Here is a 14825-nt window from a genome sequence, read left to right on the forward strand (position 1 = left end):
ATGACCTTTTCCTTTTCATCGATGATTTCATGATGCTGTTTATCACAGACCGGGCAGACATCTTCACCCTGCGGAACATATACACCACGCAGAATACATTGATCCATCGGCTTGCTCCTCTCAATTATTGGTTTATAAATCGTTTTGCAAATCTCAGTTGTTGATGAATATATGCATCTGTTTCTTTACCTCCAGAAGCAAGCCAGTCGCCTATGCGCTGATTAATATCCTGTAATACCGGTAAAGGCAGCTGGCTCGATATCTTAGTGATTTCTTCGAGCGGCTTCATATCACTATCGTCTCCTTACAACATTGAAATTAATGTCATGGTTAATTTCACCTTTTGTTTCTACAACTTTACGCTCGATACCCACCTTACAGATCTCTCTGCCTTCAATACTTACCGAAATGACTTCTCCAGTTTGAATATCATTATCAAAGATGTATTCTGCAAGTTCATCAGCTATATCGTATTTGATCATAATATTCTCCTTTCTAAGTAGAAACTGCATATCTTGATTCTGCTAAACACATCTCAGGTAGATTTGCTCTAACCAACGCATTTGCAAATGGTGGTGGAACTGAATTGCCTACTCTAGCCACCTGTGCCGATTTAGGGTATTTCTTTCCGGTGTAATCCTGACCGATAATATAGCGATTAGGAAACCCCTGCGCTAAAAACAATTCTCTGGGCTGCAGCATACGCATTCCAATGTCAGTGACCTTATAATTTTCACCGTGGACCGTCACTAAACCAAAACGATCTTTTGTTGGGATGGTGTGAATTGGTTCATTTATTGACTGTCCTATCCCTTGTCCGTAATACTTTGTCAAAAATGCTGTTACAAGAGAATGGTGATCCACGGTTGTAATCGTGTGCAAGGGTTGTCTTATATCTATTCCTGCGCCTGTATAATTGCCTCCATAATGTTTTGCAAGAAATGCGGTTACAAGTCCGAAGCGGTTTGCTGTTGGAATCGTTGCTAATGGTTCTCCAGGTGATGATCCTCTTGTCTCCGGTCCCTGATGCGTATAATAATGCTGAATGAAATGAGCATTGTCATTTACGATGAATGGTTCTTCAGGTTCAATTACGAATTTATTAATGCCTCTGGCTATTCTAATTAATGTATTTTCTTTTAATGGCTTCTTCCTGGTAAATATACTTGGAGCGGTTAGTTGCCAGTCAATTACTTCAGCAGCAGTTCTATATGGCTTTTTTAATCCTAATTGCACGTTTATATCATTCGGTTCAGCGTGAGAAGCTTCAGGCCATGTAATAGGCTGACCATCACACCTTGCTATCAAGAACAGCCGCTGCCGGGTTGTAGGAGCTCCGTAGTCACATGCTTTTAATACTTTGAAATCAACTTCATATCCATGTCGTTTAAATGCTCTAACAAATGACTGAAATGTTTTACCCTTCTTATCCGGATCCGGACGATCACCTTTTAATGGTCCCCAATCTTGAAACTCTTCAACGTTTTCCAGAATGATTACCCTCGGCCGTACCGTAGCAGCCCACCTGACACCGATCCACGCAAGCCCTCTGATGGTTTTATCAACCGGCTTGCCACCTTTTGCTTTAGAGAAGTGTTTACAGTCAGGAGAAAGCCAGCACAAGCCGACCTTCCTTCCCTTTACTACTTCACGGGGATCCACATCCCAAACAGATTCACAATAATGCTCAGTGTGTGGATGGTTTGCTTTGTGCATGGCAATTGCAGCGGGATCATGATTGATTGCTACATCGACATTTAAGCCGGTAGCCATTTCAATACCGGTACTGGCACCGCCACCCCCGGCAAAGTTATCTACTATGATTTCTCTGAACAGATTTAACTGCATGTACCAAGCTCCTTTCTATGGGAGTGTTTAATCTGCAATTAGTTCGACATTCAACCCATCACCATTTAAGAAGTCGCACAAGACATCAAAATCATCACTTGCAACAACCATTTCCCACGCCAATCCTTCATAACCATATTCTTCTTCAAGTTCTGATACCGCCTGACGAAATCTGGTAAATTCAAATTCTCCATTGTTTACAATTAGTGTTTGTTTCATCAGATACCCCTCTCCTTTTATCAGCTCGGTCCATCATTCTGCGGAAGTGTGCTTCTGTTTCCACTCTTCGTTTTGCTATGATTCTATTCGTCTTGTGGATCTGGTATATCACGTATATAAACCCGCTCACACCAATCAGAATCATTAAAATGGCGATAGAGAGATAACCGGCCATAATCGGCATTGTCAATTTTTCAATCATGTTCATGAAACGACCTCATACTTTCCGCTCCGGCTTACCAGGAGCATTTGTCTTCTGGTGAATGGAACTGACTCTCTGATCACCTTCCGTCCAGCTGCCTCTTCAAATATCGTAATGACTGTCAGATAATCTCGCTCTGCGCTGACTGATCTATGTTCTGTCACGTATCTTGGCACGATATAAGCACCTACTTTATTCTATTTTGTGAAATGATTTACTGTTTAGTCTTATAAAGAAGAGGCGTCTTGCAACGCCCCTCATATCCATTTACGAGATAATCATGACTGAACCGCCGTCCATTGCGCCGCTCAGTTCTTTCTCAAGGTACTCACGGATGTTTCTCATCGCTTCATGCTTCCAAGCTCCACCATCGGCTTCAAACAGCGCACATGATGGACCATCTTTCATACGGAAAATGAAATTACTCTCTGGCTGCTCTATTTCAACAAATGTTCTGCGCGGCGCTAATGTGATCGGGTTAGGGACCACGACACTTTCTACAGATGCAACGCCTGTTCTTGCTACAACGCTTTGACTGGTTCCGTCATCACCATATGTTTTAACAGCTTCCTGTTTGATATTCCCGACTACCTTTAACGCAATGTCGCGCTCCTCATTCTGCACGAAGCATGACTGCAGCTTTATGTTAAATGTCTCCGAGTCGTAGTAACGGTCAAATATAAATTCAGGCAGCCAGGCAATAGATTGAATCAATACTTCACGTTTACGATCATCATTCAGCTGCTTTACTACCTCCACCCGCTCCGGGCTCTTTATATGGATGATCAGCTCAGTGAGTGAACCATCATTTCTGCGATCTACGTTTTCATTAATATAGTCAACAATACCTTTCAGTGTATTAAGTACGAGCGGGTCAGCTGTCGGACGCTCAACAAGGTGCATTCTTTCAGTTGAGTACGTCTGGCCATGTTCACGGTGGATCTGGTTTCCTGCTTTGCTCAATAGGTACTCCATTGCTTCTTTAATCATTTTTCATTCCTCCAGTAGTTTAATAGTTTTTATTTAGATGATTTTTGTTTACGGAAATCTACGACTTTCTCTTCGCCGGCTTCTTCATCTTCAATGACTTCACCGGTGTCCTCTGCAAGCTCTCCATCTTCGTTCCAGTACGTCTGCCCCTTTGCACCGGATTTAAGTTCTGCCCCGACAACCTTGCCGTTATCATGGCCAAGGATGAGAGTGGATCCGACTGACTTGGCAGGTGCCAGTTTGCTTTTAACCTGAACATCCGTGGTCACAAGTTCACGTTTTTCATCTGCAGTCATGGTTAGCGTCAATGTGACGGTACGCTTTGCTTTGTGATCTGTATTTGGATCATCAATGTTTTCAAGCACTCTCTGAATCTCTCTGTTTATTTTTTCTGATGCTGCTCCATCTGCGAATGAATTAAAATCAATTTTTGTACTCATCGTTTAGCCTCCAATAGTTCAGGGTTTTCATATCTATTTCCTACAATCTCAATTCTTTCTTGCCAGTGTTCTAAGCCCACAAAACTTGCTGCACCGTTCTGCTTGCCCTTTAGTCCAGTGTCATGCCAGACTACTGTATAAGTGATATTTGGATCGCCAAGGTGAAAAATATGTCCCTCATAAAGTTCCTTTTCATTTTCGACAATTAACCCTGTGAATTGTGCAATTGACTTATCGACAATGCCAACATCATGAGTATCATTTCTCATTCTCCATTTACCTTTATGGTCTCTATAAGGTGCGCCATAAAACCATGCTTTATATCTCGCATATTTTATATGGCTTGCTCGAGCTCTATATTTAATCTCTCTCACTCTCTCGCCTCCCATGCGGTTGATAACCAATCCAATGTGATCTTATCGCCTGGCTTGATTAGTCTGCCACGCTCCTGAATAACTTTATATGGAATACTCTTTGCTCCTGCAGCTGCGGCTTCATTCAATGACTGCTGCAGTGCCTTATAAGGGAACAGGTAAACTTCTTTATGTGTTGTAAAATGAATGATCAGGAAGCTCAATCCACCCTGCTGATCCCATTGCTTTAGATACTTAACTTGATGTGACTTAATGTTCTTGAGCGGGAAGTTGGTTTTCACCTTGGTTTCCTTTGCATCGAAACAGATACTTACACCGCTTGCCAGACCGATATAATCCGGTGCGCCTTTATCTTTAAAAAACCCGCTTAGTATTCGTTTCCCATCGACCTTTGTTGCTTTAACTTCAGGATGCTGCCTGACTATAACGCCTTGACCTCTGTGCTCATACATGGCGTTTGCGTGGTCAATGTATAACTCAAGCGTCTTCCCTCTGTTTGAGTGGCTCCATGATTTCATTTTCTTCACCCTCTTCATTGAACAGCTCGTACAGGACCCAGTCTGCATCTGTTCGTTTCTCTTTTAGGTATTCATTTAGCAGCTTGTTCAGCCGTGGTATGTTTTTGTCTTTCACATACTTATACAGCGTTCGGTAATCGTGATATTTAGCTGCAACCTGCTTCTCATTGAGCAGATAGTCAATTGTCAGAGCCATCTTTTTATCTTTGGTTTTAATGGCCCGTTCAAACAGCTCTTGAATGTACATCTTTCAGTAGCTTCCTGTCCGCTTGATATGAATCTTCAATCTCCTTCAGGCATTCCGCTCTGAATTTAACCGGATCAATGCCGAACCGCTCACATGCTTCATTGATCTTTGCCTGAGTGCGCTTGCTACTCTCTTCAGCCTGCTTCAAGTTGCGCTCTTGGCATGCAGGTTCAGGGCAAGGGATGCTTTCATGGCCGAATGAGTAATACTTGTAGGTAGCTCCATGTCCTTTGCAGTGATCACACATGTTGTCCCGCTCCTCTCTTTAATTAAAATGTGCCGTTCAGGCGATAACTTTTACCTGTGAACTCAAGAATGTGAATATTAGCGAAAATACGCTCATATATCTTTTTACTGACATGCTGCTGAAGTTCATCTGGATCCGGGTTAGATGTGTATATGGTGTTGCGTCCCTGCCTGGCATCCGTGATTTGAAATAGCATGTCATTCAGCCAGCTCTGCCCCTGCTCGTCCTGCTTGTTCATTGCACCGCCAAGCTCGTCAATGATAAGCAGGTCGCATGATTTCAGCATGTCTAATATTTTTGATTCACTGATGTCACTGTCTTTCCGCCACGTGGCCTTAATCTTGGTGACCAGCTCCGGCAAGTTGATAAAGATGACTGTGATCCCCTCAGTGCCGTCCGGCTTCGTGTAGGTAGAACCTAACTCTATGACTCTTTTAGCAATCGCTACTGCAAGGTGACTTTTCCCAAGTCCATACATGCCATGGAGCAGCAACCCAATGTCATTCTCTTCGTTCAGGTTCTTCGGGAAGTTCTCGGCGAACCTTCTGCAATCATTCAATGCTTTTGCCTGGCTTTCATTAGCCGGCTTGTAATTATCGAACCCTGCTTTTTTTAAGCGCGGTGGAATGATGCTGTAAAGATTAAAGTGATCCTGCAGGCGGTGCATCCTTTCCTTACGTGCATTTTCTTTAGCGGCTGCTGCGAGCTGCTGATCTTCCTGCAGAATGTGATCACAGTACATGCAGTATTCTTTGCCTGACTCATCAATCATCAGGACCCGGTTACAAGCCGGTAAATCATCACCTGCATGTTTGTTCTGGCAACGGTTAGAACTTGCCTGCGGAATTCTTCCGGCGTTCAATAGCTTCTTGCCAATCTTCGCCAAACTCTCCGGGTCCTTGTGCTTTAGCTGGCTCACGTTTCTTCACCTCCGGCTGATTAAGGTATGATTCGAATTTTGGAGAAAAGAGTGTTATTGGTCTGAGGTATTGTTCCATCTCAGGGTTGCCTTTCCACTCTGCAGTCTTTTTGTTAATCACTGATTTAAAATCATCCAGTGTATACTGTTCGTTCCAGCGGGCTTTAATCAGGTCTTTTGTTTTTTTAGAACTTGCCCTGAATTTCGTACCAGCAATTTTATTTAGATATTCGATAATTTCAAAGAAAGGGATATATTCTTTTTCTTTCTCTTCTTCTAATTCTTCTTCTAGTTCTATGTCCGTTACTTCTCCGTTACATGTAACGTTACTGTTTTCTTTCTGAATTCTTTTATTTTCGCGGTGTTTGGCTACCCGCTCACGTGTATCTTTTCTAATCTTTTCCAGACTTGAGGTGTTCTGATGCTTCTCCCAATTTGCAACTCTTACAAAATTATCCTGTTCTATCTCTATCATTCCGAAGTTTTTAAACGTCTGTAACGCTAACCGAACCGTATTAAGCGGACGATTGAAAATAGTGGACAGCATTTCATCTGTGTAAGGGATATTCTCACTCAGGTAGATATAACCGCTGGCATTCGTTTTACCGGCTTGTGCCAGTAACTTCACCCATATAATTAAGATCGTGTCAGCCTCAGGCATGCTCTCAATAAGACGAATCTTTTCATCTTCAAACATCTGAGTGCTTAACTTAATCCATTTAACTTCAGACAATTAAAACACTCCTTTTCGTTACTTGATTGCTAATCTATTTTGATGCCTTTTGCTTTTAATGCCGCTCCGCATAAGGCCATTGGAACTGTTTCTGCATAATGGAAAGATAGCAGCCATCCCGCATCATCTCGAATGGTCACACAATGTTGCCCTGCATCTCTTCCGGTCTCAATCTCAACTCTGTGAAACTGATCTATGACCATAAATGCATTTTCAATGTTCTTTGTAGGCTGGTAATCACCAGGTATATAAAGAACATCATCACCTGCATAAACTTCAATGACGTCTATGTTTTCGTGACAGAACACATTCCATTCCATTACTTTCTCAGCAATTATTCTATCGATTTTAAATTCAGCCATCGTAAACCCCCCTTACCTCATTCAACTGCTCTTTGACCTAAATACTTGTTTAGGAAGTACTGCTGTCCTTTACCAGTGACTTTCGTTGTCGTGTTCACTGAGACAAATCCATCTGAGTGTGTGATAGTAGTCTCTTTGATCTGAAAAAGGTCCATGTTCATAGCGCGCTGAGTTGGGCTGTTGAAGCTGGCACCTTTCTTCTTGATCAGGTACCCTTCATCACGTAGCTGTTTAAATAATCTGTTCTGCCCGGTATCATATCCGTTTTGTTTTAGTAGCTTGGCCAGGTCCCCAATAAGGATGCTGTCAAAAGATGCTGAAACTGCTTCCGCAAATAAAACCTTAGGCTGATCGATGAGCATCTTGGCTTCTAATTCTTTATAATTTCTGTCTGCGATCTGCAGGGCTCTTTTCATTGTGGCTTCTGGACTGTTCCACAACTTCTCCAGATGGATAAAGTACTGTCGGGCATGTTTGCCTTTTTCATTGCGCTGAAGCATAGCAAGTTCTTTTGCCATATCAACTTTGATATGGTGGTCAGTTATGTTTTGACCAGTCAAAGAGGTAGGACATTTTTGGGTCACCTTTAAAAAGTCAGCGCCTTCGACAAATCCATAATCAAGCATTCTTGCAAACCATTTTTTGTATTCAGTGCCGATCTCTAAAAACTCATGTAATTCGCGTCCGCTGACAATAATTTCATCATTCTGATCTCGCTCTGTTTTAATCAATTCGTTCATGCAGACGTGCCTCCTTAATAAAAATATTGAAAATGAAGCACAGGTCTGATAGCATTAAGTCAACAATTTATATGTGCTATCAAACCCTAACCGTCCAGGTACCAGCTGGTCGGTTATTTTTTTGCTTCGTAAAGTTCTGCAGGTGCATATGCATATCTTTCAACGCCTTTGATTGCACTTTTCGTTGACTGCTTTGCAATTTTCACAGCATCTTCAATCTCATCTGATTCAGTGACCACGTAAGAAAATCCATTCGCTCGATGTTCAGGTATTACGCGCCAGATCGTAACATCCTTATTCATGACCTCACCCCTTTCTGATGAGCAGTGATAATCAACCGCTCTTTTAAACTCGCTTTCTCCCAATAGCGCTTATCCAAGAACCGCTTAATCGCATTCATTTATTTTTGGTCTCTTCACTAGCTGTATAGAACATCCCACAGAATCCAATAAGCATGATGCCTGCTGCTGATCCCATGAAGATAAATTCAAGTCCACCCATCGTTCTTCACTCCAATCTATTGATCATTCTTGTGGTTTCAGCCGGAATGACGCGGCATAGAGTAAAACTGAAATCGTTTCTCTATATGGATTAATTTCAATCCACTGACCCTTATGCATATATTCAACAGACTCTCCGGTCGCAATAGCAGTTGCTGCACCTTCCCTGGTCATATGTCCTCTTTTGGCTAAAAACTCTCTTGCTTCTTCATCGCTGAGAACTTGCATCGGCATACTCAGAACCACCTTTCTCAATCACTTCAATTTTCCAACCGCACTTGCACATTCTTCGGTAAGTAACATCATCGACATAAACCATTCCAGATCCATTTCCAATCTCTGAACTGCCGCATTTCTGACATTCAGCATGTTGCTTGCTAAGTTCCATTAGTCGTTCAAGACTCATCTCACTTCACCATCACTTTCAATTGTTCTGTGTTATTAATTAATACCAAGTACCATCTGGGCAGTAGTGCCACCAGTTACCGTCATCAAAATGCACATTTAAGCAATTCTCTTTCTTGTTAAATTTCACTTTCACGATGTTGTTCGCTGAATACATCAGACGTTCTGCCTCGCCCATTGACTTGGTACGCTTCGCATGAACAGCTTCTAAGACCCTGTACATGTCATCTGAAAGGTGTCTTGCTGCCGATATTTTTCTACTCATTCCGAATCCCCTCCTACTCATTCAGCGACTCTTTATGGACGCTCAACCAACTTCACTAGATTGGTTAATCCCAATATGAAAATCAGTTACGTTTTGTAAATCAGAAAAGTCTTTTCCGTTATTCCGGCGTAGAAAGTCTTCCAATTCATAGCAGGTTACTTTTAACCGCCCCAACTTCAGAGCGGTTAAGTGCCCTGAATCAATCAACTTGTAGATCATGTTCTTGTTTGTCTTCAAGAGTGTCGCTACTTCTGAAACATCATAAAGTTGTGGCAGACCTGATGAAACATGAAATTCAAATTGTTGTGACATTGTGATCCCCCTCCTAATTGGAAGATGGTAAATTGAATCGTTAACCATCTTCACTGTCACTAGATTTAAATTCTACTGTCTCTCCAAAAAAAATATGGTTAATCGGAAAGTTGTAAACCTGTTGAATTTTACGCTGCCATATCGGTGAAACTAAACCCGGGTTTGCTTCCCACTTTACGAGCGTACTGTGCGAAATGCCGATAAGTTTAGATGCATTCATGATTGTAAGTCCTGCATTTACTCTGGCTGCTTTCAACGTAATCTGAGGCATTTCATGGAATAATACCATCATCCGACCTCCTTTCTGATTTTCATCATACTAGAATTAAATTCTATTGTAAAGCCAAAATAGATTAAAATTCTATTTAAGTTGAATTTTTGATTGATAAAGTAGAATAAAATGCTATAATATAACCAAATAATGAGAACGAAAAACATTTCAGAAGGAGCAAAACAATGACTGAAAAAGAAATGACTGAAATATTATCTGAGAATCTTAAAAAACTTTTAAGGGAATATAACATGACTCAAAGTCAGTTAAGCAAAATTGCTGGCGTGTCTGAATCTACAGTAGGTAAATGGGTTTTAAAAAAATCTTTTCCACGTATGGGTGTAATTCAAAAAATTGCAGATCATTTTAATTTGCCTAAAAGTTATCTCTTAGAAGAAGATCAGCAAAGCAATAGTAGGAAGGCTAAATTACAAACTATCGCTGCTCATATAGATGAAGATGTAACCGATGAGGAGCTTGAGGACATCATGGAGTATATCGAATTTATAAAAAACAAGCGGAAGTGACGTGAAGGTTTGTGAGATATGAGAAGCTAATGGATCAGTATCCTCAGTGTACTTTTGAAGAAGATGATAATATGCCATATAAGTTACCAGGGATTATTGTAGATAATTTCATTACCATAAATAAGAATAGATCCCTTTATGAAAAACATTTTATTTTGGCTGAAGAGATCGGTCATTATTTAACAACTGCTGGAGATATAACGAAATTAAATAGTGTTCCTAAAGTAAAAGCTGAAGTAGTAGCCAGACGTTGGGGTTATGAAAAGATAATCTCTTTAGACGATTTAGTCTCATGTTTTGAAAAGAATCATCTTACTGCTGAAGATGTTGCTCATGACTTTGAAATTGAATTGGATGCCTTAAAGATTATTCTTGATCATTATTTTGATAAATACGGCCCGTCTGTTAAGCATAAAGGATACATAATCAATTTTGACCCATTCATTGCAATTAACTTAAAAACACTGGAAGGGGGTGAATATCTATGAAAGGCGGAGTAAGAAAAAGAGGCGGTACCTGGTACTATTATTTTGATTTGGGTATGGTCGATGGTAAACGTAAGAAGATAGAACGATCAGCTGAAGGTGCTCAATCGAAGGGTGAAGCTGAAAGAGTGTTGCGTAGGAAGATCCTTGAATATGAAAATGCCGGCACGGTTTTTAAGCCGTCTGAAATGACGCTGCATGACTTCCTCATGTTTTGGCAGAAAGAATATGTAGAGCTTAAGTTGAAGCCAAATACACAATACAATTATGAAAGCGTGATCAGAATTCATATATTACCTCACTTAGGTAAATATAAGTTAAAATCCTTAACTCCTCATGTGATGCAGCAATTTGTGAATTTGAAGGTCCGTGAAGGTAAGGCAAGAAAAACGATTGAGATCATGATTGGTATTTTGAACAAGTCATTAAAGCAGGCTGTATATCCGTATAAGTACATCAATGAGAACCCTATGCAATATGTCGAACTGTTAATTGAAACGCCTAGAAAGGCAACAAGAGAAGATTTAAAGATACAGTCCAGAGAGAACCTTAAGTTACTGGGCGATAAGATCACTGAAGGTCATCCGTTCTATATACCTTATGTTATTGGTTTGAATGCCGCACTTCGAGTAGGTGAAACATGCGGGCTTGAATGGAGACACATTGACTTTGAAGAAGGTGTCATCAATATTGAGCAGCAGCTTGTTGGCCGAAAACACAAAGTGAATGGCAAAGATAAAATATTCTGGGAGATCGGTCCTCCTAAGAGTAAAGCTGGGTACCGCTCTATACCGGTAGGAAATAACCTTTTATCTATTTTGAAAAAAGAAAAGCGTAAGCAGCTAGAGAACCGTTTAAAGTACGGTGAACACTTTTTTACTTACGATGATCACGATTATGTATGTCGTAAAGAAAACGGAGAACGTTATACTCCTGCAGTCATCAAGTATCAAACACGTGAACTTGTTAAGAAAAAACTTAAAATTGATTTTAATTACCACTCACTCAGACACACGCACGCAACGATGCTCATTGAAGCCGGTCAGCCTACAAAGACTGTTCAGCGTCGCCTGGGTCACAGCCGGGCGTCGATCACTGAAGATCGTTACGTACATCTGACTAAGAAAATGGCGAGAGATGCCGCCGATATTTTCGATACGATCACCAATCAATTATAAACCGGTGGCATATCGGTGGCAAACTCCACCATTTGAATATCCATTAAAACTCTTACCCCTTGATACGACTCACTTCTCGCCTTCATCCATCTGCAGAACAGCCATAAAGGCTTCCTGCGGCACTTCGACCGAGCCGACCATTTTCATACGCTTTTTACCGGCTTTTTGTTTTTCAAGCAGCTTTCTCTTACGTGAGATATCCCCGCCGTAACATTTCGCCAGTACGTTTTTACGGATCGCCTTAATTGAAGATCTGGCGATAATTTTATTCCCGACTGCCGCCTGAACAGGTACTTCAAACTGCTGGCGCGGAATTAATTCTTTCAGTTTTTCAACAATCAGCTTTCCGCGTTCATATGCGAAATCCTTATGGACGATAAAGCTCAGTGCATCCACTTTTTCAGCATTTAAAAGGATGTCCATTTTTACGAGCTTGGATTCACGGTACCCAATTAACTCATAGTCAAATGATGCATACCCTTTTGTACTTGATTTTAGCTGATCAAAGAAGTCATAGACAATTTCAGCAAGCGGGATTTCATAGACGACATTGACACGGGATTCATCCATGTATTGCATGTCTATAAAGTTACCACGCTTAGACTGGGAAAGTTCCATTACCGGTCCAACGTAATCGTTCGGCACCATGATCGTTGCTTTTACGTAAGGCTCTTCCACATGGTGAACAGATTGTGCATCCGGCATTGCAGCAGGGTTATCCACCTTCACGTGGCTGCCGTCTTCGAGATACACATCGTAAATTACACTTGGTGCTGTCGTAATCAGATCAATATTGAATTCACGTTCAATACGCTCCTGGATGATTTCCATATGCAATAATCCCAGGAATCCGCAGCGGAAACCGAAACCAAGCGCCTGTGAAGTCTCTGCTTCATATTGAAGTGCTGAGTCATTCAGCTCGAGTTTTTCAAGGGCTTCACGAAGGTCTACATATCTTGCAGTATCAATCGGATATAGACCGCAATATACCATTGGGTTCAGCTTACGGTAACCCGGCAGCGGTTCTTCAGTCGGTGTCACGGCACTTGTGATCGTATCACCCACGCGTGTATCACTGACATTTTTAATCGCAGCAGTCAGGTATCCAACATCACCTACAGTTAATTCATCCTGAGGCGTGGATTTTGGTGTGAATACCCCGATTTCATTTACTTCAAATTCTTTTCCTGTAGCCATCATACGGATTTTATCGCCCGGCTTCACTCTGCCCTCAACAATTCTGATATATGCGACTACCCCTCTGTATGGGTCATACAGTGAGTCAAAGATCAGTGCTTTTAAAGGCGCGTCAGGATCCCCTTGTGGAGCAGGTACTTTCTCTACAATCTGTTCAAGGATGTCCTCAATACCGATTCCGGCTTTTGCTGAAGCGAGTACTGCTTCAGATGCATCAAGCCCGATCACATCTTCTACTTCCTGACGTACACGCTCAGGATCCGCTGCCGGTAAGTCGATTTTATTAATAACCGGAAGAATTTCAAGGTCATTATCAAGTGCCAGATACACATTGGCGAGTGTCTGTGCCTCAATTCCCTGAGCCGCATCCACTACAAGAATTGCACCTTCACATGCTGCAAGGCTTCGTGACACTTCATATGTGAAGTCGACGTGCCCCGGCGTGTCGATTAAATGGAAAGTATATTCTTCTCCATCTTTTGCCTGATATTTCAGCTGTACTGCATTTAATTTGATTGTGATCCCGCGTTCTCTTTCAAGATCCATTGAATCCAGCAGCTGTGCCTTCATCTCACGGGCAGTCAGTGCTTTTGTCTGTTCTAAAATCCGGTCAGCCAGAGTTGACTTCCCGTGATCAATATGGGCAATAATTGAAAAGTTTCTAATGTTTTTCTGTCTATTTAAACGCTGTTCCTGGTTCATTAAGTGTCCACTCCTGTTTTTAAGACGCAATTGTACTAGCGTAAAGTATAACAGTTTAACAGGCGTGTTTCAATTGCACACTTTATGGACTGCTCACCGGTTCAGCGTTCAGCATATATTCACTCATGACCTGTGTAAAAATCTCTGCAGTTGCTTCCAACTCCTCAAACTTGTTATCTACTCCTCCAAGTTCCAGCAGAATTGATCTAGGGGACAGATCCTGATTGAACTTCCCATTAGTATGCTCACCTTTTTTTACATAGACACCCCTTGAGATTCCCGGAACCGCCTCATTCAGACGCTTATGCAATTCTTCAGCAAGCCTGGCATTTTCTATACTTCCCTGGTGTTCTCCCCCTACAACGAAAGCAACTTTTGCGTAGGTTTTATTATCAGTCTGGAGCGTCGTCGCTTCTCTTCTGACAGAATCTCTGTGTACATCAATAAAATAATCCAAGGTATCATTAGTACTCATTGCATCCTGGACAATATTTTTTGATGCTTCATAAGATTGCCAGTAATCTTTTCCGCTTTCCTTCAGCTTTGCCATCACATCAGTTGAATCAACTTTGACAGGAATGCCTTTTTGATGAAAAGATTCTTTAAAAAATTGTCCTGTCTGCGTAATATTTACTTTCGAGTGATGGGCAAGATTGGGATCATTTGTGTCTGGTAAATAAGGCAGGAACGATTCTCTGGAGTGGGTAAAGTAAATGAGCACGCGCGGATTTTCAGCATCATCCGCTTCAATTGGTGCCTGGTTCACTTCGACAGCTTCCCCCTCTTCACCGCTGAAGAACCATTCTGTCGGCGGTACAGATTCAGATGGAGCCGGAAATTCATTTGCAGCAACCTCATGACTGAACCCCTCCATTGCTAGCCAGTTCACAGGGTTAAATACTGTATTGGATAAAGCTTCCCAGACTGCTTTCACTTCATCATGCGGTGCCAGATAAGCGTATTCAGTCTGCAGCATGAGATATGTAGCGCTCAGCGGCAGCTCTTCCGGTAATTCAAAGGAAAAATCAGCAATTCCCTGTTTTACATTTGGAAGGTAAAGCCCTGCCGCCATAACAGAAATAAGCAGGAGAAATGTTTTGAGAAATAAATTAATTGAATGCATTGTCTGCGTCTTTTTCAACAG

The 14825-nt window shown here is 41.6% G+C and carries 27 protein-coding genes; 3 read left to right on the forward strand and 24 right to left on the reverse strand.

Translation table 11 applies throughout. The annotated features are described in order from the left end of the window. Positions 1–124 precede the first annotated feature (124 nt). The 22 genes from UFB30_RS08410 to UFB30_RS08510 all read right to left on the reverse strand — a co-directional run bounded on the left by UFB30_RS08410 (position 125) and on the right by UFB30_RS08510 (position 9610). On the reverse strand, positions 125–289 hold the full coding sequence (locus tag UFB30_RS08410) for a DUF6877 family protein (RefSeq protein ID WP_322421232.1): 165 nt from the start codon (positions 287–289) through the stop codon (positions 125–127). Between the two features lie 4 nt (positions 290–293). Further along, a complete protein-coding gene (locus tag UFB30_RS08415; protein WP_322421233.1) occupies positions 294–482 on the reverse strand; it encodes a hypothetical protein in 189 nt (62 codons plus the stop codon). Positions 483–495: 13 nt separating this feature from the next. After that, positions 496–1848, reverse strand: coding sequence for a DNA cytosine methyltransferase (locus UFB30_RS08420; protein WP_322421234.1), 1353 nt, complete (start codon positions 1846–1848; stop codon positions 496–498). Positions 1849–1875: 27 nt separating this feature from the next. Then, positions 1876–2067 (reverse strand): hypothetical protein, encoded by a 192-nt coding sequence (locus UFB30_RS08425; protein WP_322421235.1) that lies wholly within the window; start codon positions 2065–2067, stop codon positions 1876–1878. Further along, positions 2030–2275, reverse strand: a complete 246-nt coding sequence (locus UFB30_RS08430; RefSeq protein WP_322421236.1) for a hypothetical protein — start codon at positions 2273–2275, stop codon at positions 2030–2032. The genes UFB30_RS08425 and UFB30_RS08430 overlap by 38 nt, the downstream gene beginning before the upstream one ends. Further along, positions 2272–2445 (reverse strand): hypothetical protein, encoded by a 174-nt coding sequence (locus UFB30_RS08435; protein WP_322421237.1) that lies wholly within the window; start codon positions 2443–2445, stop codon positions 2272–2274. Before UFB30_RS08435 ends, UFB30_RS08430 begins: the two co-directional genes overlap by 4 nt. Positions 2446–2536: 91 nt before the next feature. Continuing rightward, a complete protein-coding gene (locus UFB30_RS08440; protein WP_322421238.1) occupies positions 2537–3259 on the reverse strand; it encodes a hypothetical protein in 723 nt (240 codons plus the stop codon). Between the two features lie 29 nt (positions 3260–3288). Beyond that, complete coding sequence (locus UFB30_RS08445) at positions 3289–3699, reverse strand: replication terminator protein (protein WP_322421239.1); 411 nt, start codon at positions 3697–3699, stop codon at positions 3289–3291. Continuing rightward, a complete protein-coding gene (locus UFB30_RS08450) occupies positions 3696–4073 on the reverse strand; it encodes a YopX family protein (protein ID WP_322421240.1) in 378 nt (125 codons plus the stop codon). Before UFB30_RS08450 ends, UFB30_RS08445 begins: the two co-directional genes overlap by 4 nt. Then, entirely contained in the window at positions 4070–4591 is a 522-nt protein-coding gene (locus tag UFB30_RS08455; RefSeq protein ID WP_322421241.1) for a Holliday junction resolvase RecU, read from the reverse strand. Before UFB30_RS08455 ends, UFB30_RS08450 begins: the two co-directional genes overlap by 4 nt. Next, on the reverse strand, positions 4551–4838 hold the full coding sequence (locus UFB30_RS08460) for a hypothetical protein (protein ID WP_322421242.1): 288 nt from the start codon (positions 4836–4838) through the stop codon (positions 4551–4553). Before UFB30_RS08460 ends, UFB30_RS08455 begins: the two co-directional genes overlap by 41 nt. Continuing rightward, positions 4816–5085, reverse strand: coding sequence for a hypothetical protein (locus tag UFB30_RS08465; protein WP_322421243.1), 270 nt, complete (start codon positions 5083–5085; stop codon positions 4816–4818). The genes UFB30_RS08460 and UFB30_RS08465 overlap by 23 nt, the downstream gene beginning before the upstream one ends. A 22-nt stretch (positions 5086–5107) precedes the next feature. After that, positions 5108–5971 (reverse strand): ATP-binding protein, encoded by an 864-nt coding sequence (locus UFB30_RS08470; RefSeq protein WP_322421244.1) that lies wholly within the window; start codon positions 5969–5971, stop codon positions 5108–5110. Continuing rightward, positions 5913–6737 (reverse strand): phage replisome organizer N-terminal domain-containing protein, encoded by an 825-nt coding sequence (locus tag UFB30_RS08475; protein WP_322421245.1) that lies wholly within the window; start codon positions 6735–6737, stop codon positions 5913–5915. Before UFB30_RS08475 ends, UFB30_RS08470 begins: the two co-directional genes overlap by 59 nt. Before the next feature lie 29 nt (positions 6738–6766). Continuing rightward, positions 6767–7099 (reverse strand): BC1872 family protein, encoded by a 333-nt coding sequence (locus UFB30_RS08480; RefSeq protein WP_322421246.1) that lies wholly within the window; start codon positions 7097–7099, stop codon positions 6767–6769. Positions 7100–7116: 17 nt separating this feature from the next. Further along, positions 7117–7839 carry a phage antirepressor KilAC domain-containing protein gene (locus UFB30_RS08485; RefSeq protein ID WP_322421247.1) on the reverse strand — a complete coding sequence of 241 codons (723 nt, stop codon included), beginning with the start codon at positions 7837–7839 and terminating at the stop codon, positions 7117–7119. A gap of 113 nt (positions 7840–7952) precedes the next feature. Beyond that, positions 7953–8141: a hypothetical protein gene (locus UFB30_RS08490; RefSeq protein WP_322421248.1), complete on the reverse strand. Its 189-nt coding sequence runs from the start codon at positions 8139–8141 to the stop codon at positions 7953–7955. Positions 8142–8363: 222 nt separating this feature from the next. Further along, complete coding sequence (locus UFB30_RS08495; protein WP_322421249.1) at positions 8364–8573, reverse strand: hypothetical protein; 210 nt, start codon at positions 8571–8573, stop codon at positions 8364–8366. Further along, positions 8548–8745: a DUF3797 domain-containing protein gene (locus tag UFB30_RS16625; protein WP_353962765.1), complete on the reverse strand. Its 198-nt coding sequence runs from the start codon at positions 8743–8745 to the stop codon at positions 8548–8550. The genes UFB30_RS08495 and UFB30_RS16625 overlap by 26 nt, the downstream gene beginning before the upstream one ends. 39 nt (positions 8746–8784) lie before the next feature. After that, entirely contained in the window at positions 8785–9009 is a 225-nt protein-coding gene (locus UFB30_RS08500; protein WP_322421250.1) for a hypothetical protein, read from the reverse strand. A gap of 42 nt (positions 9010–9051) precedes the next feature. Further along, on the reverse strand, positions 9052–9321 hold the full coding sequence (locus tag UFB30_RS08505; RefSeq protein WP_322421251.1) for a helix-turn-helix domain-containing protein: 270 nt from the start codon (positions 9319–9321) through the stop codon (positions 9052–9054). Between the two features lie 40 nt (positions 9322–9361). Further along, on the reverse strand, positions 9362–9610 hold the full coding sequence (locus UFB30_RS08510; protein WP_322421252.1) for a helix-turn-helix transcriptional regulator: 249 nt from the start codon (positions 9608–9610) through the stop codon (positions 9362–9364). Between the two features lie 167 nt (positions 9611–9777). On the opposite strand from UFB30_RS08510, the gene UFB30_RS08515 reads away from it, so the two are divergent. The 3 genes from UFB30_RS08515 to UFB30_RS08525 are packed head-to-tail and all read left to right on the forward strand — an operon-like array spanning position 9778 to position 11782. Further along, entirely contained in the window at positions 9778–10119 is a 342-nt protein-coding gene (locus UFB30_RS08515) for a helix-turn-helix transcriptional regulator (protein ID WP_322421253.1), read from the forward strand. A 29-nt stretch (positions 10120–10148) separates the two neighbouring features. Continuing rightward, positions 10149–10607, forward strand: a complete 459-nt coding sequence (locus tag UFB30_RS08520) for an ImmA/IrrE family metallo-endopeptidase (protein WP_322421254.1) — start codon at positions 10149–10151, stop codon at positions 10605–10607. Continuing rightward, positions 10604–11782, forward strand: a complete 1179-nt coding sequence (locus tag UFB30_RS08525; RefSeq protein WP_322421255.1) for a tyrosine-type recombinase/integrase — start codon at positions 10604–10606, stop codon at positions 11780–11782. Before UFB30_RS08520 ends, UFB30_RS08525 begins: the two co-directional genes overlap by 4 nt. 69 nt (positions 11783–11851) lie before the next feature. Here the strand turns inward: UFB30_RS08525 and lepA are convergent, their stop codons facing one another. Both lepA and spoIIP read right to left on the reverse strand, forming a co-directional pair. After that, the gene (lepA, locus tag UFB30_RS08530) at positions 11852–13681 is read right to left on the reverse strand and encodes a translation elongation factor 4 (RefSeq protein ID WP_322421256.1); all 1830 of its coding nucleotides are present in this window, start codon (positions 13679–13681) and stop codon (positions 11852–11854) included. An 82-nt stretch (positions 13682–13763) separates the two neighbouring features. Next, complete coding sequence (spoIIP, locus tag UFB30_RS08535) at positions 13764–14822, reverse strand: stage II sporulation protein P (protein ID WP_322421257.1); 1059 nt, start codon at positions 14820–14822, stop codon at positions 13764–13766. Positions 14823–14825: the final 3 nt, after the last annotated feature.

Source organism: Jeotgalibacillus haloalkalitolerans, from assembly GCF_034427455.1.
Classification (GTDB): domain Bacteria; phylum Bacillota; class Bacilli; order Bacillales; family Jeotgalibacillaceae; genus Jeotgalibacillus; species Jeotgalibacillus haloalkalitolerans.